General features: G+C 69.8%; 23 protein-coding genes and 1 tRNA gene. 17 read left to right on the top strand and 7 right to left on the bottom strand.

Features of this window, described 5'->3' with window-relative positions; genetic code table 11:
* The 9 genes from ACSQ4M_RS21575 to ACSQ4M_RS21535 all read left to right on the top strand — a co-directional run bounded on the left by ACSQ4M_RS21575 (nucleotide 1) and on the right by ACSQ4M_RS21535 (nucleotide 4,840).
* On the top strand, nucleotides 1-1,062 hold the full coding sequence (locus ACSQ4M_RS21575) for a hypothetical protein (RefSeq protein ID WP_436191465.1): 1,062 nt from the start codon (nucleotides 1-3) through the stop codon (nucleotides 1,060-1,062).
* Nucleotides 1,052-1,312 (top strand): hypothetical protein, encoded by a 261-nt coding sequence (locus ACSQ4M_RS21570; protein WP_436191464.1) that lies wholly within the window; start codon nucleotides 1,052-1,054, stop codon nucleotides 1,310-1,312. Before ACSQ4M_RS21575 ends, ACSQ4M_RS21570 begins: the two co-directional genes overlap by 11 nt.
* The gene (locus tag ACSQ4M_RS21565; RefSeq protein WP_436191463.1) at nucleotides 1,309-1,665 is read left to right on the top strand and encodes a hypothetical protein; all 357 of its coding nucleotides are present in this window, start codon (nucleotides 1,309-1,311) and stop codon (nucleotides 1,663-1,665) included. The genes ACSQ4M_RS21570 and ACSQ4M_RS21565 overlap by 4 nt, the downstream gene beginning before the upstream one ends.
* Nucleotides 1,662-1,826 carry a hypothetical protein gene (locus ACSQ4M_RS21560; RefSeq protein ID WP_436191462.1) on the top strand — a complete coding sequence of 55 codons (165 nt, stop codon included), beginning with the start codon at nucleotides 1,662-1,664 and terminating at the stop codon, nucleotides 1,824-1,826. Before ACSQ4M_RS21565 ends, ACSQ4M_RS21560 begins: the two co-directional genes overlap by 4 nt.
* Nucleotides 1,819-2,124: a hypothetical protein gene (locus ACSQ4M_RS21555; protein WP_436191461.1), complete on the top strand. Its 306-nt coding sequence runs from the start codon at nucleotides 1,819-1,821 to the stop codon at nucleotides 2,122-2,124. Before ACSQ4M_RS21560 ends, ACSQ4M_RS21555 begins: the two co-directional genes overlap by 8 nt.
* Nucleotides 2,125-2,210: 86 nt before the next feature.
* Nucleotides 2,211-2,567 (top strand): hypothetical protein, encoded by a 357-nt coding sequence (locus ACSQ4M_RS21550; protein WP_436191460.1) that lies wholly within the window; start codon nucleotides 2,211-2,213, stop codon nucleotides 2,565-2,567.
* The gene (locus tag ACSQ4M_RS21545) at nucleotides 2,564-3,277 is read left to right on the top strand and encodes a hypothetical protein (RefSeq protein WP_436191459.1); all 714 of its coding nucleotides are present in this window, start codon (nucleotides 2,564-2,566) and stop codon (nucleotides 3,275-3,277) included. The genes ACSQ4M_RS21550 and ACSQ4M_RS21545 overlap by 4 nt, the downstream gene beginning before the upstream one ends.
* A 10-nt stretch (nucleotides 3,278-3,287) precedes the next feature.
* On the top strand, nucleotides 3,288-3,458 hold the full coding sequence (locus ACSQ4M_RS21540; protein WP_436191458.1) for a hypothetical protein: 171 nt from the start codon (nucleotides 3,288-3,290) through the stop codon (nucleotides 3,456-3,458).
* A 272-nt stretch (nucleotides 3,459-3,730) separates the two neighbouring features.
* On the top strand, nucleotides 3,731-4,840 hold the full coding sequence (locus ACSQ4M_RS21535; RefSeq protein ID WP_436191457.1) for a tyrosine-type recombinase/integrase: 1,110 nt from the start codon (nucleotides 3,731-3,733) through the stop codon (nucleotides 4,838-4,840).
* A 69-nt stretch (nucleotides 4,841-4,909) separates the two neighbouring features.
* On the opposite strand, the gene ACSQ4M_RS21530 is transcribed toward ACSQ4M_RS21535, so the two are convergent.
* A tRNA-Pro gene (locus ACSQ4M_RS21530) sits at nucleotides 4,910-4,986 on the bottom strand.
* A gap of 57 nt (nucleotides 4,987-5,043) precedes the next feature.
* On the opposite strand from ACSQ4M_RS21530, the gene ACSQ4M_RS21525 reads away from it, so the two are divergent.
* The 4 genes from ACSQ4M_RS21525 to ACSQ4M_RS21510 all read left to right on the top strand — a co-directional run bounded on the left by ACSQ4M_RS21525 (nucleotide 5,044) and on the right by ACSQ4M_RS21510 (nucleotide 7,772).
* Complete coding sequence (locus ACSQ4M_RS21525; protein ID WP_436191456.1) at nucleotides 5,044-5,439, top strand: DUF488 domain-containing protein; 396 nt, start codon at nucleotides 5,044-5,046, stop codon at nucleotides 5,437-5,439.
* Nucleotides 5,440-5,504: 65 nt separating this feature from the next.
* Entirely contained in the window at nucleotides 5,505-6,656 is a 1,152-nt protein-coding gene (locus ACSQ4M_RS21520) for an HPP family protein (protein ID WP_436194049.1), read from the top strand.
* A gap of 26 nt (nucleotides 6,657-6,682) precedes the next feature.
* Nucleotides 6,683-7,138 (top strand): flavodoxin domain-containing protein, encoded by a 456-nt coding sequence (locus tag ACSQ4M_RS21515; RefSeq protein ID WP_436191455.1) that lies wholly within the window; start codon nucleotides 6,683-6,685, stop codon nucleotides 7,136-7,138.
* Nucleotides 7,139-7,148: 10 nt separating this feature from the next.
* Nucleotides 7,149-7,772 (top strand): LysE family translocator, encoded by a 624-nt coding sequence (locus ACSQ4M_RS21510; RefSeq protein ID WP_436191454.1) that lies wholly within the window; start codon nucleotides 7,149-7,151, stop codon nucleotides 7,770-7,772.
* A 3-nt stretch (nucleotides 7,773-7,775) separates the two neighbouring features.
* On the opposite strand, the gene dinG is transcribed toward ACSQ4M_RS21510, so the two are convergent.
* A complete protein-coding gene (gene dinG / locus ACSQ4M_RS21505; protein ID WP_436191453.1) occupies nucleotides 7,776-9,977 on the bottom strand; it encodes an ATP-dependent DNA helicase DinG in 2,202 nt (733 codons plus the stop codon).
* Between the two features lie 388 nt (nucleotides 9,978-10,365).
* Between dinG and ACSQ4M_RS21500 the strand changes: the two genes are divergently transcribed.
* Nucleotides 10,366-12,195: a diguanylate cyclase gene (locus ACSQ4M_RS21500; RefSeq protein ID WP_436191452.1), complete on the top strand. Its 1,830-nt coding sequence runs from the start codon at nucleotides 10,366-10,368 to the stop codon at nucleotides 12,193-12,195.
* 40 nt (nucleotides 12,196-12,235) lie between these two features.
* Here ACSQ4M_RS21500 and ACSQ4M_RS21495 read toward each other — a convergent pair whose 3' ends face one another.
* A complete protein-coding gene (locus tag ACSQ4M_RS21495; protein WP_436191451.1) occupies nucleotides 12,236-13,198 on the bottom strand; it encodes a LysR family transcriptional regulator in 963 nt (320 codons plus the stop codon).
* A gap of 96 nt (nucleotides 13,199-13,294) precedes the next feature.
* Between ACSQ4M_RS21495 and ACSQ4M_RS21490 the strand changes: the two genes are divergently transcribed.
* Complete coding sequence (locus ACSQ4M_RS21490) at nucleotides 13,295-14,641, top strand: amidohydrolase (protein ID WP_436191450.1); 1,347 nt, start codon at nucleotides 13,295-13,297, stop codon at nucleotides 14,639-14,641.
* A 4-nt stretch (nucleotides 14,642-14,645) separates the two neighbouring features.
* Here the strand turns inward: ACSQ4M_RS21490 and ACSQ4M_RS21485 are convergent, their stop codons facing one another.
* Nucleotides 14,646-16,214 (bottom strand): phospholipase D family protein, encoded by a 1,569-nt coding sequence (locus ACSQ4M_RS21485; RefSeq protein ID WP_436191449.1) that lies wholly within the window; start codon nucleotides 16,212-16,214, stop codon nucleotides 14,646-14,648.
* Nucleotides 16,215-16,281: 67 nt separating this feature from the next.
* Nucleotides 16,282-17,040, bottom strand: coding sequence for an IclR family transcriptional regulator domain-containing protein (locus ACSQ4M_RS21480; protein WP_436191448.1), 759 nt, complete (start codon nucleotides 17,038-17,040; stop codon nucleotides 16,282-16,284).
* A gap of 145 nt (nucleotides 17,041-17,185) precedes the next feature.
* Between ACSQ4M_RS21480 and pobA the strand changes: the two genes are divergently transcribed.
* Nucleotides 17,186-18,364, top strand: a complete 1,179-nt coding sequence (pobA, locus tag ACSQ4M_RS21475) for a 4-hydroxybenzoate 3-monooxygenase (RefSeq protein WP_436191447.1) — start codon at nucleotides 17,186-17,188, stop codon at nucleotides 18,362-18,364.
* A gap of 1 nt (nucleotide 18,365) precedes the next feature.
* On the opposite strand, the gene ACSQ4M_RS21470 is transcribed toward pobA, so the two are convergent.
* Nucleotides 18,366-19,616, bottom strand: coding sequence for a Zn-dependent hydrolase (locus ACSQ4M_RS21470; RefSeq protein WP_436191446.1), 1,251 nt, complete (start codon nucleotides 19,614-19,616; stop codon nucleotides 18,366-18,368).
* A 169-nt stretch (nucleotides 19,617-19,785) separates the two neighbouring features.
* Here ACSQ4M_RS21470 and ACSQ4M_RS21465 point away from each other — a divergent pair, with 169 nt between their 5' ends.
* Nucleotides 19,786-21,108: a protoporphyrinogen/coproporphyrinogen oxidase gene (locus tag ACSQ4M_RS21465; RefSeq protein ID WP_436191445.1), complete on the top strand. Its 1,323-nt coding sequence runs from the start codon at nucleotides 19,786-19,788 to the stop codon at nucleotides 21,106-21,108.
* Nucleotide 21,109: 1 nt separating this feature from the next.
* Here the strand turns inward: ACSQ4M_RS21465 and ACSQ4M_RS21460 are convergent, their stop codons facing one another.
* Nucleotides 21,110-21,901: a helix-turn-helix transcriptional regulator gene (locus ACSQ4M_RS21460; RefSeq protein WP_436191444.1), complete on the bottom strand. Its 792-nt coding sequence runs from the start codon at nucleotides 21,899-21,901 to the stop codon at nucleotides 21,110-21,112.
* Nucleotides 21,902-21,961: the final 60 nt, after the last annotated feature.

Below are 21,961 nucleotides of genomic sequence, written 5' to 3'. Positions count from 1 at the left end.
ATGACCGAAGCTGAAAAGTTCGCCGAGTACGCCAAGACCCGCCAGGGTTTCGGTGGACACAACGCGCCGAACTGGGCGCTCGGCGCCGTGCGCGACGCCTGGGACGCCTGGAGCGCCCGCGCAGCCCTCGCATCTGCACCGGCCGCCACGCAGGGGGAGCCGACGCGCGAAGCCCTGATCCATGCCGTCAAGCGCATGCATGCAGCCAAGGGCCGCTACCACTCCCAGCATGCGACATGCGATCTGTACGAACTGCTGGGCCTGCCGTGCACGCGGGAGGTCATCCCCACCCCGCAGCCCACGGCACCAGCAGAGCGCGTCGATGCGTTGTGCGACGCTGCCTATGTCGCTGGCGCGCAAGCCGGCTTCAATGCCGCGGCCAGCGATGACCCCGATGCGCTGAGCAAGCTGGTTGCCAGCAGGTCCGGCTACATTGAGGTTCTCCGGGCCACGGCGCCAGCCCGAGCAGCCGAGGCCACGCAACCAGCAGCGGCAGAGCGGGCGGCGGAAGGCCGGTGCCTGGGTGATCGCTGCATGTTCACCACGAGAAATGGCCTGAACCACTCCCGCGAATGCATCATTGAGGCAGGCCAAACCCAGGGCTGGACTCCGACACCGGAAGAACTTGCGCAAGCGGGGCCATCCCAGGCGCCGGCCGGGGTGGAGCGGCAGCCCTGGGAACCTTACCTTTCGGATCGAGCCGATGGTGTGCGAGGCCACTACGCGATCTGCCGCATGCACCCAAAGGGCTACCGCGAAGTCTGGAGCCTTTGGCGGCACGAATGGTCCTCAGCAGCTGAAGATATTTTGACGTTGGAGCAGGCGCAAGCGCTGTTGCGGGATGCCATCATCCCGACAAAGCCGGCCGGGGTGGAGGCGGCGCAACAGGGGCAGCAAGACATCGCCGAGTTGCGGCGCCTGTCATCCGTTTGTCCCGAGCTGAACCTGTCGAACTACGGGCCTGACGACGTGGACGAGTTGAACGGCTGGGCCATCGAGGTGGCGCAGTGCATCGACCGCGCTTTCCCGGCCACCACCTCTGGAGATGGTCATGGCAAGTGACCCCTTCCATCGGAACTTCGACGGCATGTGCTGGCCGGTTCCGGGCATGGCATTGAACGAGCTGGAGTGGCGGCAACGCTACGCAGGCGAGCCATCGACAAGCGACAGGATGGTTGTCGCGTCGGTCCTGTCGGCCTACTCGGAACTCGTCCGGTTGCCACAGCGCCAGCGCAACAAGATCATCGCTGAGCTTCGAAAGGGGCCGGCCACCTCTGCAAAATCCCACCCCCAGGAAGGACGGATGCCATGAGCACAGGTCGGGAACTGCTGGAGCTGGCGGCCAAGGCGGCCGGCCTCGAATATCGCTGGGATGGCGCTGTCGGGATGATGCGAGCACGACTCCCCGGCTCGGGTTCGGCGTTCCCAGGGTGGAACCCTCTGACCGACGACGGCGATGCGATGCGTCTGGCTGTGGCGCTTGGCATCAGCACGAGCCCGGGCGAGGTCAAAAGCTCCGTGCAGTGGTGGAAGCGGCCGGGGATGATCGAGCAGGAGTCCGAGGTTGTGGCGAACGGCGCCGACCGATACGCAGCCATGCGCCTCGCTATCGTTCTGGCTGCCGCCCAGATCGGCAAGACCAACCAGCCCGGGGAGGCAGGATGAAGACCATCACCGTCGAAGTTGCCGACGACGAAGTGCTCGTGGCATTGAAGCGGCCCGAGGGCTACGAGGACACGCACCCCGAGCTCGTGGCCGAAGATGCCATCAAGGACACATGGCCGGAGTACCGCACGGCCTGGCCAAAGGAGCCGTCCCATGCCTGACACACCACAGATGCCGGCGCTGCCAGCCATGCACCGCAACTTCAACGGCATGTCGTGGCCAGTCCCAGGCAAGGGCCTGAACGAGTTGGAGTGGGCGGCCCGCTACGCCAGTTCGTTGACGATGAGCGAACGCCTGGTGGCCGCGTCGGTCATGTCGGCGTTCACGGAACTGATCCGGCTGCCGCAGCGCCGACGCAACAAGGTCATCGCCGAGCTTCGGAAGGGTCCGGCGACGACCGCCCAGCTTCGCACCCTGGCCGCAGAAATTCAACCCCCACAGAAGGAGGGCCAGCAGTGACGCAAAACAAATGTTGCGCTTCCATTTGAATAACGCTACATTAATACCCATGCGCTGCACACCGCGGCGCCCACCGGAGAAATTCAATGACCGCAACCGCCATTCGTGAAATCGCCATCTACCTGTCAGCCGTGGTCGATGCTGGTCATGATCTGAAAACGGCGTGGGTGCCCGGCCTCGCAGTTCTCCCGCAAGTGCAGCAGGCCATGCGCGCCGCGCGTGAGAAAGAGACCGCGCGCCGCGCCGCAGAAGGCATCGAAATGCCCGCCGTCGATGATTTCGCGCAATGGGGCATTTGGCACGAGGCCGCGCTGATTGTGTCCGCCGAAGTGGGCCGCGCTGCAAAGCGGCTGCAGGAAGATGCGAACGCAGAGTATCCGGCCGGCCTGCCGCTGGGCGACTGGTCGCATGCTGGCCTGATGTCAGCGATGGCAGCCGCATGAGCCGCAGCAATCGCCTGCAGCGCCCCGCGCTGCCGCCCGAGGAAGCGGCGCGTCAGGCGCTCGATTTCGCAATCATCAAGCGGCTGGAATCGGTCGGTGGGCGCTACTGGTCGAGTTCCGACATGGTGCACCGTCGCGTCTATTTCGAGGGATTCCGGTTCGCGGAGGACTGGGGGCTGGGGTATGGCACGGGGTACTACGATCTCGCCGCTCGGCGTTTCGTCAGCACGCATCACGAGTTGACGCATGAGCGATTCGCGGAAGTGATCGGGTCGCGCGGGCCGCGCTGGTGGGAGGATCAGTCGCCGCTGCGCACGCGCGCTGCGGCTGACCGCGAATCCACCGGCCTCGATTCGATGCACTCTGTCATCGGTCGGGCGGATGACGCGATATTGCTCAAAGCCTACGTCCTGGATCGGCCCGAACTCGACGCGAGTGCGAACATAGGACGCGTCGTCTACATCCACATGCCGGTGCAGGGCCGGCGCACAGACGGCGGCTGGCAGGGCAATCTCTGGCGCGTGCGCGCGCTTGGCGATGCGTTCGATGTTGCCGGCAAAAACACGGTCGCGCGGTGGGATGAGCTGTTGATCTACGGTGAGCATCTGATGCGCATTGACGACGGCCGCAGCCGGCGGCGTCAACCGCTGCCGCAACCCGCTCCGGACGGCAGCGAGCTCGAACGAGATGCGTCCGATGCCGCGAACTGAGTCCCCCCTCGTGACACGAGGCGTCGAGCTGATCCGGCAGCGCCTGGCGGCCGGAGAGTTGCCGCGGCAGCGCGAAACCGCCGAGCTGCTGGGCATCGACCGCGTGACGCTCAGCAGGGCCTGCCAGCGGGCGGGCTTGATCCTCCCACGCGGCCGCCCACAGAAGGCGGGCACCGACTGACCCGCCCCCTGCAACCAGCAACACCGAGCCCGCCACGTGCGGGCTTTTTTCTTGGAGAACGGGATGCAACCACGCTTCATCCGGCATTCCAGCGCGCCCGGCTACCTGGGCATCGACCGCAACAAGTTCGACGCCGAGGTCCGCCCGCGGCTGACCGTCATCCCCCTTGGCGCCCGCGCCATCGCCTTCGACCGCCTGGAGCTTGACGCCTGGGCCGACGCGTATAAAGCTGCCTGTGGACGCCCGGGTCGCAACGAGAAAGGAAAAGAACTATGCGAACTCGGACAAAGGGCATCCTGCTCGAAGGAAGTGAGCGGGTTGTCAACAAGCAACACAAAGGACAGCGCATCTTCCAGCGCCTCGGCGAGGTCAGCCAGGACGACGCCGAGGCGTGGCTACGCGGCCGGCAGGCGGAAATCGACGCCGCAGCGGTTGACGCCCTTCGAAAGGGCGATGATCGCTTGTGGCGAGCCGCCGCAGCGAAGTACCTGACCGAGTGCAAGACGCGCGAATCGCGCACCCTGAGCATGATCAGCAGGCACGTCACGGACTTGCTGCCCTACATCGGCGATCTACCCATGCGGGACATCTGCAACGAGGCACTGGAGGGGTTCATCGCGGACCGGCGCAAGGCCGGCGCGAAGAACTCGACCATCAACAGGACGCTCGAAGTCGTGCGGACGACGGTGCTTCGCGCATCGCGCGTCTGGCGCGACAACGGGAAGTTCTGGCTCCGAAGCGCACCGCTGATCGAGATGCTGGACGAGCGGACCAACAAGCGTGAGCCCTACCCCATCACCTGGGCCGAGCAGGCCCGGCTGCTCACAAGGCTGCCGGCGCACCTGCAGGCCACGGTCGAGTTCTCCCTGAACACTGGCGCGCGCGACAGCAATGTGTGCGGGCTGCAATGGTCGTGGGAGGTGCCGGTGCCGGAGATCGGGCGGAGCGTGTTCGTGGTCCCCGAGTCTGAGTTCAAGAGCGGGCGCAAGCACGTTTTGGTCTTGAACGACGTGGCCTGGGGCATCGTGGAGCGGCAGCGCGGCAAGCACGACACCAACGTCTTCACCTGCCTGCACCCAACCGCCAGGAAGAAGAAGCCGAGCCCGAAGCCGTTCGCCGGCCAGAACAACTCGGCTTGGCAGAAGGCCCGGTGCGCGGTTGGCCTGGAGCACGTACGGGTGCATGACCTGCGCCACACGTTCGGGCAGCGGCTGCGCGAGGCCGGCGTGCCGGAGGAAGACCGCGACCTGCTGATGGGGCACGCCCGCCAGGGAATGTCTCAGCACTACGCCACGGCGACCTTGCGGCGGCTGCTCGATGCGGCGAACAGCGTGACCCGGACGACTGACCGAACGACGCTCTTGCGGGTGGTGAACGGATAAAGTCGCGCAGAAAGTCGCGCAAAAGAAAGAGGGGTTAGCAGGCCCTAACCTGCTAACCCCCGTCAAATGTGGTCGGAGCGATAGGATTCGAACCTACGACCCTCTGGTCCCAAACCAGATGCGCTACCAGACTGCGCTACGCTCCGAAGCCCGCCATTCTAGCCTGGACGCGCGGGCATTCCTGTAGAACGGAGACAAACAACATGAGCATCCGCATCGTTCGCCTCGGTTCGCCACGTGCCGCCGACGAAGGCCTGCGCATCGGCACGGTCCGCCGGCCGCCGCGCGGCGTGCCCAAGACTGCGTTCGCCAGCCAGGACTGGTACGACTGCTGGTACCCCAACCTCGCGCCCAGCGCCGAGACCATGGCCCTGGGCCAGGCGGCCCAGGCCGCGGACGATGCCAAGGCCTGGGTCGGCTTTCGCAAGCAGTACCTGCGCGAGATGAACACCCCCGAGGCCAGCCGCAGCCTGGACCTGCTGGCCGCGCTGTCGCACGGCGCCAACCTGTCGGTGGGCTGCTACTGCGAGCACGAGGCGCGCTGCCACCGCGCGCTGCTGCGTGAGCTGCTGGCCGCACGCGGCGCCGCCATCGCCTGAAAGCATCACGTGATGATAGGATTTGCGGCTTTTCGGATGTGCCGCTTGCACCGGCATCGCGTTTGATCCCCTCTCCGTTCCTCGCACGCCTCAAGGCGCTGGCCCACGGCTTCTGGACCACCGGTCTGGTGGCCGGTGGCCGCGTGAGTTCGCGCGAGATCGGCCGCGCCGCGCTCGGCAGCGCGGTGGGCATCCTGGTCGCCTCGCTGGTCGCGCATGCGCTGGCGCCCGGCCTGCCCGCACTGGGGTTGATCGCGCCCATGGGGGCCACGGCGGTGCTGGTGTTCGCCGTGCCGGCCAGCCCGCTGGCCCAGCCCTGGCCGGCCGTGGCCGGCAATACCGTGTCGGCACTGGTCGGGGCGCTGTGCGCGCGCTACGCCGGCGACCTGGGCCTGGCCGCGCCGCTGGCCGTGGGCCTGGCGATCGCCGCCATGTTCGCGCTGCGCTGCCTGCATCCGCCCGGCGGCGCCACGGCCCTGCTGGCGGCGTTGTCGGGCGTGGAACCCGTCTTCGCCTTGTCGCCCGTGCTGATGGACACGCTGGTCATCGTGCTGGTCGGCGTGGCCTACAACCGGCTGACCGGGCGGGCCTATCCGCACACGGTATCGCTGCGCCCGGCCGCCGCCGCGGCCGCGCCAGCCCGTTTCTCGGCCGCCGACCTGGACGCCGCACTGGCCCACTACGACCAGGTGCTGGACATCAGCCGGCAGGACCTGGAGCAACTGCTGCAGTTCGCCGAGGCGGCGGCCTACGAGCGCAAGTTCGGCGAGTTGCGCTGCCGCGACGTGATGTCCACGCCGCCGCTCACGGTGCCTTTCGGCTGCACGCTGGAAGAGGCCTGGCAGCGCATGCGCGCGCGCCGCATCAAGGCCCTGCCCGTGGTCGATCGCGCCCAGCGCATCGCCGGCATCGTGACGGTGGCCGACTTCATGAAGCACGCGGATTTCGCGTCCATCGAGGGCCTGGGCGCGCGGCTGCGCAGCCTGATCCGCGCCAGCGGCCTCACGCACGACGACAAGCCCCACGTGGTGGGCCAGATCATGACGCGCCAGGTGCGCATCGCCAGCGCCGACCGCTACATCAGCGAGCTGCTGCCGCTGTTCTCCGATGCCGGTCACCACCACATCCCGGTCCTCGACGAGGAGCGCCGCGTGGTCGGCGTGATCACGCAGTCCGACCTGATCCGCGCCCTGCACCGCACCGTGCGGGCCGCCTGAAGCGCGGCGCCGCTATGCTCGGCGCCATGCAACTGAAGATCCTCGTCGGCACCGTGACCGGCAACGCCCTGTCCGTGGCCCAGGCCATCCAACTCTCGTGCACCGACCTGGTCGCCGACATCGCCGTTGTGCCCATGGACGGGCTGGACATCGGCGTGTTCGACGAGGACGCGCTGTTCCTGGTCTGCACCTCCACCACCGGCGCGGGCGACGTGCCCGACAACGCCCAGGCGCTGTACGCTTCCCTCCTCAACGAGCCGCGCTACCTGGGCAAGCTGCGCTACGGCCTCATTGCGCTCGGCGATGCCGGCGCGCATGCCGCCACCTTCGTCGAAGGCGGCCTCAAGTTCGACGCGGCCTTGCAGGACCTGGGCGCCCAACGCATCGGCGAGGTCTTCACCCACGACGCCAGCGGCGACGAAGAGGCTGAGACGGCGGGCGTGGACTGGTGCCGCGCCTGGCTGGCCCACGCCCTCACCTGAGACTCTCCCCATGACCCTCTCCACCTACCTGCTCTACCTGGCCGCCGTGCTGCTGCTGGTCGTGACGCCCGGCCCCACCATGCTCATGTGCATGACGCGCGCGCTGCACCACGGCCCGCGCGCCGCGATGACCAGCGTGGCCGGATCGGTCAGTGCCGTGCTGTGCGTGATGCTGCTGTCGGCCATGGGCCTGGGCGCGCTGCTGGCCTCCTCTGAGACGGCCTTCACGGTGGCCAAGACACTGGGCGCGGCCTACCTGGTCTGGCTGGGCATCAAGACGCTGCGCAGCCCGGCACCGGCGCTGCAGATCGATACCACGGCCGGGCCCTCGCGCCGCTCGTCCTACCTGCAGGGCTTCCTGGTCGGCGCCAGCAACCCCAAGGCCGTGCTGTTCTTCGCGGCCTTCTTCCCGCAGTTCCTGAACCCGGCCGCGCCCATGCTGCCCCAGTTCGCGCTGCTGGCGCTGAGCTTCATGGCACTCGAATTCAGCGTGCTGACGGCCTGCGCGCTCGGCGTGGCGCGGCTGGCGCCCTGGCTGGCGCGCAGCGGGCCGGCGCGCTGGATCAACCGCGTCTGCGGCAGCCTGTTCGCGCTGATGGGCACCTTGCTGCTGTTCGCGCGGCGCAGCGCCTGAGCCTCACTGGAAGGCGTGCATGCGCCCCTGCGCGTCGCGACGCCAGCGCGCGAACGGCGGCAGCGCCGCCAGCAGCCGCCGGCCGAAGGCCGTGGCCACGAGGCGCCGGTCGTAGCAGTGGATGCTGCACTGGTCGTCTTCGGTGCGGATGGCGCGGCCGGCCCATTGCGCGAGCCGCATGGCCGTGGCCGGCAGCACCAGTTCGCTGAAGGCGTCGCGGCCGTTGCTGCGCAGCCAGGCCGCGCGCGTCTCGCCGACCGGGTCGTCGGGCGAGGCGAACGGCAGCTTGGTGATGAACAGCTGCTCGCACTGCGCGCCGGGCAGGTCCATGCCCTCGCCGAAGGACTGCAGGCCGAACACGATGGACGGCCCGCCGGACGCCACGGCCGCGCGGTGGCGCTCCAGCAGCACGGTGCGCGGCAGCTCGCCCTGCACCAGCACCAGCGCGCGCAGCGCCGCAGGCAGCGCGGACACGGCCTGGCGCATCTGCTCGCGCGAGGTGAACAGCACCAGCGCGCCACGCCGCACCTCGGCCAGGTCGGCCATGAGCAGGCCCACCATTTCTGGCGTGAAGCGCGCGGCGTCCTTGGGGTCGGCGCGCGTCTCCACGACGATGAAGCGGCCCTGTTTCGGGTAGTCGAAGGGGCTGGCCACGGCCAGCGTGGTCACGGCCGCGTCGCCGGCCAGGCCCGCCTCGCGCAGGAAGAAGTCGAAGGCATCGCCCGCGCGCAGCGTGGCCGAGCTCATGACCACGGCGCGCGCACCGCTCCACAGCTGGGCGCGCAGGCTGCCGCCCGGCAGCACATGGCTGGCATGGGCACGCACGCGCGGGCCGCGCACGCCGCCGCCGTGCAGGCTGAACCATTTGGCCACGGGGGCGGCGGTGCCCACCGTCTCCTGCAGCAGCAGTTGGGCCGTGGCGTGAACCTGCTCCAGCCGCGGCGTGAGCATGCCCAGCTGGGCGTAGAGCACGGACAGGCGGCGCGCCTCGTCGGGCAGGTCGCGGATCTGCGCGCGCAAGGCCTTGGCCACGCCAGACAGTGCCGCGAGGAAGCTGTCGGCCATGGCGCTGACCAGTTCCAGGGGTTCGACCAGCACCTCGGGCAGCCGGCTGTCGGGCACGCGCACGCGGCTGCCGTCCGGGCCTTCGCGGGCCTCTGCAAAGTCGGCCGCGTAGACATCGAGCACCAGACGCTGCAGGTCGATCAGGCTCTGCTGCAGCTGGGCCGCCTGGCGCGGCGCATCGGCCGCCTCGGAGACCAGCATCAGCGCCCCGATGCGCTTGCAGCGCGCACCCAGCGTCTCGATCCAGGCCGTGGCCGCCAGGTCCATGCTGCAGGCGAAGCGCTCCAGCGCCACCGCAGGCAGGTGGTGGGCCTCGTCGAGCACCAGCAGGCTGTTGTCCAGCGCCGGCAGGTTGCGCCCGCCCAGCGAGGCCAGCAGCAGGTCGTGGTTGACCACGATGACCTGGGCGCCGACCAGTTCGCGGCGCTTTTCGAAGTAGGTGCAGCCGTTGAAGGCCGGGCAGTGCTTGCCGGTGCAGGAACTGGCCTCGGCCGCCACCGGCCACCAGGCCTCGGGCGCGGGCTGCTGGGCCAGGTTGTCGCGGTCGCCGTCCCAGTCGCGGCCCAGGCTCTTGGAGAGTGCGCCGTAGAACTGCAGCCGCGCCTGGCGCTCGGCATCGGAGCCGGGCGGCAGGCCGCTGCCGTCGTCGCCGCCCTCGTCGGCGAACAGGTCGTCCTCGCCGCCGCCTTCTTCGCCTGCCTGGCGCGCCAGCTTGAGCTTGCAGACGTAGCGGCCGCGGCCCTTGGCCAGCGCGAAGCGGAAGGGCTCGTCCATCGCGGCGGCCAGCGCCGGCAGGTCCTTGTGCACCAGCTGCTCCTGCAGCGCCACGGTGGCGGAGGAGATCAGCACGCGGGTCTTGCGCGACAGGGCCAGCGCGATGGCCGGCGCCGCATAGGCCAGCGACTTGCCCACGCCGGTGCCGGCTTCGATCACGGCGATGGCGCGCTCGGGCTCCTCGCCCTCCTCGACCTGGCCCAGCTGGCCCGTGGCGAAGGTGCGGGCCACGCACTCGGCCATCTGGCGCTGCCCTTCGCGCGCGCGCAGGCCGGCGTTGCGCGCCAGAACGCGGTCGAATGCCTCGAGCGCGCTCTGGGCAAGGGTGCCGGGCGAGGGACTGGAAGCGAGAAGCGGGGAAGGCACGGAGGACGGATGCAGGAGCGATGCCGCGGCGGCGGGATCGTGCGCGGGCCGCAAGTGTAGGGGCTGCTGCGCAGCCGTCGCACGGCGCCGGTCTGCTCGCCAACCGGCGCCAAAGATGTGCAAGCGAATGCAAGGCCTTGGGGAGCCATTCCTCCATCATTTTGCGGATAAAGTTGATCGCGCAGCGGTCAAGCCGTCTGCGCGTGAGAGGCCAGAACGTGCGGCCGCATGCCGTTTCAGGGGTGCATTCGCTCGTTCGGGAGCCTGTTCGCTGTCCTCGTACCGTGCGAAGAGGAAATCGACCGTGGTAGACAGGCTGGTACGGATGCCGACGCGGCCCCTTTGGCAAACCGCGTCGTGGACCATTGGCGGCGCCGTGCTGATCGGGATGGCCTTGTTCGCCGCCACCTGGGCGAGCCTGGATGCCGCCCGCCAGAGCGACCTGGCGCGCGCCCGCGATGCCGCCGGCAACCTGGCCCACGGCCTGGGTATCGAGATCGCGTCCGAATTGCGCCTCGTCGAGAACGCCTTGACCACCATTGCACTGGACTACCGCCACCGCACCGACACGCGGCCTGTGGCCGAACGGCTGCGCTCTGCCATCGAGGAGCAGCACGCACTGATCCCCTTCGCCAGCGCGCTGCGCGCCACGGACGCGTCGGGCGCGGTCGTGGCCGGGCTCCCGCCGGGCGGCCCGCCGGTCGCCGTCGGCGACCGGGCCTACTTCGCGCAGGCCCGCCAATCGCCCCGCCATGTCATCTCCGAACCGCTGTTCAGCCGGGTCACCCAGGAGTGGGGCATCGTGGTGGCGCTGCGGCTGCATTCGCAGTCCGGGGAGTTCGGCGGCATCGTCTATGCGGTGCTGCTCTCCAGCCATTTCCAGCGCCTGTTCGCCCAGATGTCGATCGGTGAGAGCGGTGCTGTCTCGCTGCGCACCGACACACTGGCCCTGGCGGCCCGCCACTCGGCGGCCGAGCCGGCATCCACGCGTGGGCTGGGCGGGCGCGAAGTCTCGGCGGAACTCCAGCGCGCGTTCGCACAGCGGCGCGACGCCGGCGCGTACATCACGCCCACCGCGCTCGACCATGTCGAACGCATCACCGCCTACCGCCGTGTCGCGGGCTATCCGCTGACCGTGCTCGTCGGCTTCAGCGCGGAGAACTACCTCACGCCCTGGGCCAGCAGCGCGCGGCGGCACTGGGCCATCGCCGGCGCCACCTTCGGCCTGGTCGTCGCGGTGTTCGGCTTCATGCTGCTGCAGCACAGACGCCAGTTCGCGATCAGCACCTATGCGTCGCGCCTGGCCCGGCAGCAGAACCTGATCCTGGACAACGACATGGTCGGCATGGTGCGGGTGCAGGACCGCAGGATCCTGTGGGCCAACCGCGCAATGGAGCGCCTGCTCGGCCATGCCCCAGCCAGCTTGCCAGGCCAATCCACCCGCATCCTGTACCCGAGCGACGCGGCCTTCGAGGAGACCTGGCGCGAGGCCGGGCCGGCGCTGCGCAGCGCCGGGCACTTCCGCACCCAGCTCAGGGTGCAGACCCGCGCGGGCGGCGCGCTGTGGGTCGACCTCAGCGGCGCCGCGCTCAGCGACACCGAATCCATCTGGATGATCGTCGACATCGACGGGCTCAAGCACAGCGAGCAGCGGGCCCAGCACCAGGCCCTGCACGATGCGCTGACAGGGCTGGCCAACCGCCGCCTGTTCGAGGACCAGCTGCGGCGCAGCGCGGCCCAGGCGCAGCGCTCCGGCGAGGGCTTCGCGGTCTGCTACATGGACCTGGACGGCTTCAAGCCGGTGAACGACCACCACGGCCACGAGGCCGGCGACGCGGTGCTGCGCGCGGTGGGCTTGCGCCTGCACAACGAACTGCGCGCCAACGACACGGTGGCCCGGCTGGGCGGCGACGAGTTCGCCTGGATCCTGTCCGGCGTGGCCAGCGCGCAGGACGTCCATCCGGTGCTGCTGCGCTGCATGGACGCCATAGAACAACCGATCGCGCTCGACGGCGGGGCGCTGGTCACGGTGGGCTGCAGCATCGGCGTGGCGCTGAGCGCTACGGTCGGTACGGCCGAGCAGGAACTCCTGGCCGCGGCCGACGCCGCCATGTACGAGGCCAAGCAGGCCGGCCGGCGGCGCTGCGCTTTCGCCGGTTTGGGCGCGGGCGCGCGTGCAGGCGCGGACGCCGGCGCGGCGCTCCAAGAACGCTCCTAGCCTGCCGCACGTGCGGGCCGGCCACCGGCCCGGCGGGCATTCAGGCTGCGCCTTGCCCGGCCCCCAGGTCGCGCAGGAACTGCACGAGCTGGTCCAGCGGCGCCAGCGCCGCACCGAGGTCGGCGTCGCGGTAGAGCATGCCCAGCGGCTCCAGCGGTGCGTCCAGCGCCAGCGGCAGCACCTCCACGCTGGCGCCTTCCAGCCGGTCCAGCGCGCTGTGCGGCACGGGCGCCAGTACGCCCGGCTCGGCCAGCACCACGGGCAGCAGTTCCGGCACCAGCACCTGGATGGCATGGGCCTGGGGCTGGGCGCCTTCCAGGGCGAAGGCGGCATCCAGCACCTGGCGCACCGCGAAGTGCGGAGGCGGCAGCACCCAGCGCGCCTGCGCCAGGTCGCGCAGGCGCAGGCGCTTGCGGCCCGTCCAGGGGTGGCCGGCGCCGGCCAGCACGACCATGCGGTCGGGCCGCAGCGGCTCGAAGCGGCAGCCCTCGGGCACGGGTGCGGGGCGGCGCAGCAGCACCAGGTCGAGCGCGCCGCCCTGCAGGCCGGCCAGCAGGCGTTCGATGCTGGCCTCCTCGATCGCCAGCCGCAGCGCGGGGTGCTGGGTGCGCAAGACCGGCAGCGCAGGCCGCAGCACGCTGGACAGCGCGCCCAGGATCGCGCCCACGCGCAGCGGCCGCTGCTGCCCGGCAGCCTGCTGCGCGAGTGCCTCGGCCGTGCTGGCCAGCGCCTCGATCGCCACGCGTGCATGGCGGGCCAGCACGCGGCCGGCCTCGGTGATGCGCATGCCGCGCGCATGGCGCTCGAACAGCGGCAGGCCCAGCAGGTCCTCCAGCTCGCGCAGCAGCTGCGTGGCGGCCGGCTGGCTGATGTGCACTGCTTGCGCAGCGCGGCGCAGGTGGGCGTGGCTGGCCAGCGCATCGACGAGCTTCAGGTGCCGCAGCCGCAGCCGCGCCAACAGGCGTTCGTGCAGCACGGGGCCGGAGGTGGGCGGGCTGGTCATCGATAGGCAATGCTTATCAAAGCATCGATATTGGATTGGACGCCTATCGTAGCGCCGCCTAAGCTCGCGCCCTTCTCCTCCTGTCCACGCCCTCCGATGACCAACGCCCTTTCACTGCCCGCCCGCCGGCTGCTGCCGGCACTGCTCGCCACGCTGTCGCTCTGCGCCGCGGCCCAGACTCCGCCGCCGCCGGCCGCCGCCCAGGCCCTGTACCCGCTGATCGCGCAGCGCTCGCAGGCCATCGAGCAGCAGGTCATCGCCTGGCGCCGCGACATCCACGAACACCCTGAGCTCGGCAACCAGGAAAAGCGCACCGCGGCCCTGGTCGCGGCCCACCTCAAGCGGCTGGGCTTCACGGTGCGCGAGGGCGTGGCCGTGACCGGCCTGGTCGCCACGCTCAAGGGCGGCCGACCCGGCCCCGTGGTGGCGCTGCGCGCCGACATGGATGCGCTGCCCGTCAAGGAGCAGGTCGACCTGCCCTTCGCCTCCAAGGCCCGCGCCGTCTGGGACGGCAAGGAAGTCGACGTGATGCACGCCTGCGGCCACGACGGCCATGTCGCCATCCTGATGGGCGTGGCCGAGGTGCTGGCCTCCATGAAGGAGCAGTTGCCCGGCACCGTCAAGCTCCTGTTCCAGCCGGCCGAGGAGAAGCTGCCGAACGGCGAGATCGGCGGTTCGCGCCGCATGCTGGCCGAAGGCGCCTTCGATGCGCCCAAGCCGGAAGTGGTGTTCGGCCTGCACCTGATGTCGGGCGGCAACACCGGCACCATCGGCTACAAGGCCGGCCCCATCCTGGCCGGCTCGGACGCTTTCAAGGTCGACGTCAAGGGCCGCCAGACGCACGGCTCGCAGCCCTGGTCGGGCATCGACCCCATCGTGCTGGCCTCGCAGATCGTGCTGGGCTTTCAGACCATCGAGAGCCGCCAGGTCAACGTGACCCAGGAACCCTCGGTGCTCAGCGTGGGCACGATCAACGGCGGCACGCGCTACAACATCATCCCCGACGAGGTGAAGATGAGCGGCACGCTGCGCACCTACGACGAGGACATGCGCAAGTTCATCATGCAGCGCATGGGCGAGACGGCATCGCTGATCGCACAGAGCGGTGGCGGCCAGGCCCATGTGCACTTCGAGCCCGACGGCTACGCGCCCACCGTGAACGACCCCGCGCTGACCGAGAAGATGGCACCCAGCCTGCAGCGCGTGCCCGGTGCGCGCGCCGGCATCGTGCCCAAGAGCACGGGCGGCGAAGACTTCTCGTTCTTCGCCCAGGCCGTGCCGGGCCTGTTCGTGTTCATCGGCGCCACGCCGCCGGGCAAGGATGCGGCCAAGGCCGAGCCCAACCACTCGCCGCGCTTCTTCGTCGACGAGGCCAGCCTGCTGGTCGGGGTGCGCACGCTGTCGCACCTGACGGTGGACTACATGGCCATGGCGGCCCGTTGAGACGCTAGAGCTGTTCCTCGCCGACGAACAACGCGTTGAACCAGTTCCAGAACTCGGCGATCCAGTTGGTGCCGGGGTTGTCGTGGTGCACGGTGAAGCCGCCGTCCTCGCGCGGCTCCAGCCACTCCACCCGGCCGCTGTCGGACAGCCGCAGCCGGTAGGCCGACTGGAAGCCGCGCGCCGGGATCAGCCGGCGGAACTCGCGCACCACCTCGGCGCTTTCGACGATGAGACCGATCTCGGTGTTGATGCGGGCCGAGCGGCTGTCCAGGTTCATCGAGCCGACGAAGATGCGGTCGTCGTCCACCACCGAGATCTTGGCGTGCAGGCGCGAGATCGAAGTGCCGAAGGCGCCCAGGTTGGTGCTGGCGCCGCGGTGCGGTGCCACCTCGTAGATCTCGAAACCGAGCTTGAGCAGGTCGTCGCGATAGCGGGCGTAGCCCAGGTAGACCAGCGGCTCGTCGGTGGAGCTCAGCGAGTTGGTGTAGATGGTGACCTTGACACCGTTGCCCACAGCGCGGCCCAGCCGCTCCATGCCGCGCCGGCCCGGAATGAAGTACGGCGAGATGATCAGCACCTGCGTGCGTGCCGTGTCCATCAGCTCCATCACATGCTGCGTGACGCTGCCGTCGAACTGTTCGGCCGGGGTCGTGCGCGTGATCTTGTCGGGCTGGTCGACCAGCACCGTCGCCTTGGCGAACATCAGGTCGAGCCGGCCCTCGGCCAGTTGCTGGTGCACGGAGGTCTTGCCCAGCACGTCGTGCGCGCGGACCGGAACCGGCGGTCCCTGCGGGCCGGCAATCTCGTCGAAACGCCGGCGTGCGTCCTCGGGCGCCAGCAAGGGCGGCACCACCTGCTCGATGGGCCAGACATGGGCGCTGTTCCAGTACAGGTCGAAGGCAGCCGACTGCTCGCGCACCACGGGTCCCGTGGCCAGCACATCGGCGTCGATGAAGTTGGCCGTCTCGCTCTGCATGAAGTATTCGTCGCCGATGTTGCGGCCGCCGGCCACCGAGATGCTGTTGTCTGCGATGAACAGCTTGTTGTGCATGCGGTGGTTGATGCGCGAGAACACCGCGGCGGAGCCGATGAAGCGGCCCACGAAGCTACCCTTGCGCTCGGGCAGCGGGTTGAACAGCCGCACCTGCACGTTCGGGTAGGCGGCCAGCGTGCTGAACAGCTCGTCCTGCCCCGCGGTGTAGAAGTCGTCGACCAGCAGGCGCACGCGCACGCCGCGCGCTGCCGCGTCGCGCGCAGCGCGCAACAGCATGAAACCCACGCTGTCGCTCTGCAGCTGGTAGTACTGCAGGTCCAGCGACTTCTGCGCTGCGGCGGCCAGGGCCAGCCGGGCATCGAGCGAGAACGGGCCTTCGGGCAGCATGCGCAGGCCCGACCTGCCGGCCGCATCGGCCGGTGTGCTGGCCGCGGCCACGCGCGCCAGGGTCGCGGCGCCCACGTCGGCCAAGGCGTAGGCCGGTGGTGGTGGCTGGCGTGCGGGCAGCGCGGCACAGCCTGCGAGCCAAGCCATGCAGCAGGCGAGCACGCAGGCCAGCAGCGATCTCGTGGTTGTCATGGTGTGCCCCGCGCAAGAGTTGGCGGCGGCCATCGTAGCTTGACCCGCATCAAGCCAACAAGCGGGGCTACAACAGCCCGCGCAACTCACGCGCCGCATCCAGCATGGCCGGCAGCAGCTCGCGCTCCATGGCCTCGCGCCCGGTGCGCGCAGGCGAGGCCACCACGTTGAGCGCCGCCACCGTGCGGCCCTGCATGTTGCGCAGCGGCACCGCCAGCGCGTGCACGCCGAGCTCGTGCTCTTCGATGGCCACGCAGTAGTCGAGACGGCGCACCTCGGCGATGAGTTCGCGAAAGCGCCTGGTGTCCGTGGCCGTGTGCACCGTCAGCCGGGCCAGCGCCCTGCCCTTCATCCAGTCCGCGAAGGCGGTGCGTGTCTCGGCCGCCAGCAGCACCCGCCCCGTGGAGGTGGCATGCAGCGGCAGCCGCGCCCCCAGGTGCAGGCCGTAGGCCAGCATGCGCAAGGTGCCGCTGCGCGCCACGATGACGACCTCGTCACCGTCGCGCACCACGGCCGAGAAGGATTCGCCCGTCTGCGCCGCGAGCCGGTTCAGCGTGGGCTGGATCGCACGCGGCAGCCGCGCCGAGGCCAGGTAGCTGCCCGAAAAGCGCAGCACCTTGGGTGCCAGCCAGAAGTGGCTGCCGTCGGTTTCCAGGTAGCCCAGGTGCGCCAGCGTCAGCAGGTGGCGCCGCGCTGCGGCGCGCGTGATGCCGGCACGCTGGGCCGCCAGCGTGGCGTTGAGCCGCTGGCGCTCGGTGTCGAAGCTCTCCAGCACGGCCATGCCCTTGGCCATGCCTTCGATGAGGTCTGCTTTGGCAATGGTCATGCAATCCCTCCGGCATCTCGCAGAACTGCGCGATCATCGCGCAGGCAGGCCGATGATCGCACAACGGCGCGCACCTGCCACCCCACGCGGCGCGTCGGCGCCCTACGCTCGCGGCATCCCTTTTTTTGACCCGCGGAGACACCCCATGCGCACCCAAGTCGCCATCATCGGCGCCGGCCCTTCCGGCCTTCTGCTCGGCCAGCTGCTGCACCAGGCCGGCATCGACAACGTGATCCTGGAGCGCCAGAGCGGCGACTACGTGCTGGGGCGCATCCGCGCTGGCGTGCTGGAGCAGATCACCATGGACCTGCTGGCGGCTGCCGGCGTGGACCAGCGGGCGCGCGCCGAAGGCCTGCCGCACGACGGCATCGAACTGCTGTTCAAGGGCCAGCGCCACCGCATCGACCTGCATGGACTGTCGGGCGGCAAACGCGTGGTGGTGTACGGCCAGACCGAGGTCACGCGCGACCTCATGGAGGCGCGCGCCGCCGCCGGCCTCACGACCATCTACCAGGCTGCCGACGTGCAGCTGCACGACTTCGACGGCGCCAGCCCCAGCGTGAGCTGGACAGAGGACGGCCAGCGCCAGACCCTGCAATGCGACTTCATCGCCGGTTGCGACGGCTACCACGGCATCAGCCGCCAGAGCGTGCCGGCCGGCGCGATCACGGAGTACGAGAAGGTCTACCCCTTCGGCTGGCTCGGCATCCTGGCCGATGTGCCGCCGGTCTCGCACGAGCTGATCTACGCCAACACCGAGCGCGGCTTCGCGCTGTGCAGCCAGCGCAGCGCCACACGCAGCCGCTACTACGTGCAGTGCAACCTGACCGAGAAGGCCGAGGACTGGAGCGACGAGGCCTTCTGGAACGAGCTGCGCAGCCGGCTCGACCCCGAGGCCGCCGAGCAGCTCGTCACCGGCCCGTCGCTGGAGAAGAGCATCGCGCCGCTGCGCAGCTTCGTGGCCGAGCCCATGCGCTTCGGCCGGCTGTTCCTGGCCGGCGATGCGGCCCACATCGTGCCGCCCACGGGAGCCAAGGGCCTGAACCTGGCGGCCTCGGACGTGGGCTACCTCTGGCATGCGCTGCGTGAGTTCTATGCCGACAAAAGCACGAGCGGCATCGACCACTACTCCGCCACCTGCCTGCGCCGCGTCTGGAAGGCCGAGCGCTTCTCCTGGTGGTTCACCTCGCTCATGCACCGCTTCCCCGACACCGGCGCCTTCGGCCAGAAGATCCAGGAAGCCGAGCTCGACTACCTCGTGAAGTCGCACGCGGCCTCGACCGCGCTGGCCGAGAACTACGTGGGGCTGCCGGCCGAGTGGTGATTCAGGCGGCGCGCCCCGCGTAGGCCAGCACCACCTGCAGCAGAACGTCGGCGCCGGCCGCCACGTGCGCGGGCAGCGCGTCCTCTGCCTCGTTGTGGCTGATGCCGTCTTTGCAGGGGATGAACACCATGCCCGTGGGCGCCCGCCGTGCCGTGTACACGGCGTCGTGCCCGGCGCCCGAGACCAGGCGCAGGCTGGCATGGCCAAGCGCCTGCGCTGCGCGCTCCACCGCATCGATACAACCGGCATCGAAGGGCTGGGCCGGGTAGCTGGATACCGGCTCCAGCACCACCTGCAGGCCCGTGGCCGCGGCCAGGCGTGCGGCACCGTCGCGCATGTCCTGCGCCATGGCGTCCAGCAGAGCGTCGCTGGCGTTGCGCAGGTCCACCGAGAACTTCACCTGCCCCGGGATCACGTTGCGGCTGTTCGGGAACACCTGCACCATGCCCACGGTGCCGCGGCCGTGCGGCGGATGGAGGGCGGCGATGGCAACCACCTCCTGCATCAGCGCCGCGGCGCCCTGCAACGCATCGCGGCGCACCGCCATGGGCGTGGGGCCGGCATGCGCCTCCATGCCCGTGACGGTGCAGTCGAACCAGCGCACGCCCAGCGTGCCCAGCACCACGCCGATGGGAATGCCGTGCTGTTCGAGCACCGGCCCCTGCTCGATGTGGACCTCGAAGTAGGTCCCCATGGGGCGTGCGCCGGGTTCCTCGTCGCCCAGGGCGCCGATGCGCAGGAGTTCCTCGCGCACGCTGCGCCCGTCCGTGTCGCGCGCCGCGTGCGCCTTCTCCAGCGCGATGGCACCCGCGAACACGCCCGAGCCCATCATCACCGGCACGAAGCGCGAGCCTTCCTCGTTGGTCCAGAACACGACCTCGACCGGCGCCTCGGTCTGGATGCCCAGTTCATTCAGGCGGCGCACCACCTCCAACCCGGCCAGCACCCCGTAGTTGCCGTCGAACTTGCCGCCCGTGGGCTGGGTGTCGATGTGGCTACCGGTCACGACGGGCGGCAACGCGTTGTCGCGGCCTGCACGCCGCATGAACGTGTTGCCGATCTGGTCGACGGTGACGGTCATGCCGGCCTCGCGCGCCCAGCCGGTCACCAGCGCGCGGCCCTCGCGGTCCAGGTCGGACAGCGCCAGGCGGCAAACGCCGCCCTTGGGCGTGGCGCCGATGGCGGCCAGGTCCATCAGGCTGCGCCACAGGCGGTGGCCGTCGACGCGCAGGGATTCGGTGGCAGGGCTCATGGCGTTCGTCCTGGATGGGATCGTTGGATGCGACTGGCGGCGCCGAGATCGGCGTGCCAGGCCACCAGCATGCCGGGGCAACGGCGCGCGCGCCATAGCCCATCGGTGCCATGGAACCGCAGGCACCGCGACCCTACGATGCCCCATCGCCAACGGGAAGGACAGCAGCATGCGCGTGATCGTGGTCGGAGGGGGCATCGCAGGCCTGGGCGCGGCGTTTCGCCTGCGCGAGGCCGGGCACGCGGTGGTGCTGCTGGAGAAAGACACCGAAGTCGGTGGCCGCTGCCGCTCGGTACTGTGGAACGGCGTGTGGGCCGTGACGGGCGCTTTCGCCTTCCTGGGATCCGAGACCAACCTGACCGAACAAGCCAAGAAGCTCGGCATCCACCAGCCCGACCAGCTGGCCGACCTGACGGCGGCGCACCAATGGAACGTGTGGGTCAAGCGCAAGCAGGCGGTTCACTTCGGCTCGTTCGACCTTCTGGGCGCGGCGCGCCACCCGTTCATCCCGTTCGGCGAGAAGGCGAGGCTGCTGGCCACCATCCCGGCGTTGGCCAGGCAGGTGATCGCGGGCGACCCGCGCGACATCACCAGCGCTGCCGCCTTCGACGACGTGAATGCCTGCGCGTACTTCCGCCGCTACTCGCCCACCTTCGTCGACTATTTTCTGGAGCCCTGCATGGGCATGTTCTGCGGCTACGGCGAGGACGATTTCTCGCTGGCCTGGACGGTCTGGAGTTCGTCGGGCCGGCTGTCATGGGGCGCCAAGAACATCTGGAGCTTCAAGGAGCGCGGTGCCGGCCGGCTGACCTGGGCGCTGGGCGAGCACCTGCGCCAGGACCCGGGTTGCGACCTGCGGCTGGGCCAGGCGGTGCGCAGCGTGCACCCGCAAGGCCAGGGCGTGCGCATCGAAACCGATGCCGGCACCGTGACGGGCGACGCCGTGGTGATGGCGGTGCCGGGCAACCACGTCGCCGGCCTGATGCCCGAGCTGGACGATGCACGCCGCGCCTTCTTCGACAGCGTGGACTATGCCGGCCACCACATCGTCTACTACCTGCTCGACCGCCCCAAGGGCGAACTGCTGGACACCTATGTGCTGCCCGCGGCGGATGGCTTCAAGCGCACCGGCAACCTGCGGTTCACCGACATGGGCAACGGCAAGACCTTCGCGCACTCGCAATGGAAAGACTGGGGCTGCCGCCGGCACGCAGGCGCCAGCGACGCCGAACTGCTGGACATCGCCTGGCGCGACGTGGTGGACGTGCTGCCCGAGCTGGCCACCACGCGGGTGCTGGACAGCTTCATCTCGCGCCAGCCCGATGCCATCTGCAAGCGGCCCAAGGGTTACATTGCCGGGCTGCAGCGCTTCCAGGCGCTGGGCCAGCTGGAACGCGTGGTGTTCTGCGGCGACTACTTGAGCAACAGCACCGTGGGCCAGTCGCACTGGTCCGGCATGCAGGCGGCCGAACAGTTGATGGAGCTGGCCTGAATCAAGGCGCGCCGGCACGCCCCAGGCGCGCGCACAGGCCGGTGCGGCTGTGCACGTCCAGCTTGGAGAAGATGGCGCGCAGCTGGTTCTTCACGGTCCAGTGGCTGGTGCACAGCCGCCGGGCGATCTCCTTGTTGGGGTGGCCGGCGGCCACCAGCGCAGCCACCTCACGCTCTCGCGGCGTGAGCCCGGCCATCACACCACAGTCCGGACCGCAATCCGCATTGCGGGCCTGCTGCCCGCCGGCCAGGCCACGGCCGGCACGCTCCAGCGCAATGCCATAGGCCAGGCCGAGCAACGGTGCGAGCGACTGGGCCAGCGCATGCTCGCGCGGGCCGAAATCAGGTGCATCGGCGCCGCGCACGAGGCTCAGCGCTCCGGCCACCGCCGCGCCCTGGCGCACCGCCAGCGTGAGCACATGGCCGGCATCGCTGGGCTGCATCAGCTCGCGGAAGTAGCGCGTGCGCACCATCTGGCCGGGCGGTACCAGGTCCGACAGCCGCGCGACATCGCCAGCGCGCCGGGCCTGCACTGCAGCCAGCCAGCGTCCGATCGGGTCGCGTCGGCGCACGTGCTCGCAGTAGTGCTGCTTGGCCCAACCCGGCCAGTGCAGGAAATGCACGTCGTCCGGCGACGGCGCCGTGCCGCCCGTTCCACGGTCGATGAACACCGCCTTGCCGGCACCCAGCAGGCGGCCGAGCGACTCGGCCGACGCCGCCGCGAAATCGCCCATGTCCGCCACCCATCGGATGGGGTCGAGCACCGCGTACAGATCCTGGTCGTCGATGTCCATGCGCATGCACCTCCGTGGCTGCGCATCGTACGCAAGGAAGACGCTGGCCGCACGCGCGAA

Origin of the sequence: Pseudorhodoferax sp. LjRoot39 (genome assembly GCF_964253035.1) — a bacterium.
In the GTDB taxonomy this organism is placed as follows: Bacteria; Pseudomonadota; Gammaproteobacteria; order Burkholderiales; family Burkholderiaceae_C; genus Pseudorhodoferax.
The sequence above is the reverse complement of the archived record's forward strand: the minus strand, read 5'-3'. Positions and strand labels throughout refer to the sequence as shown.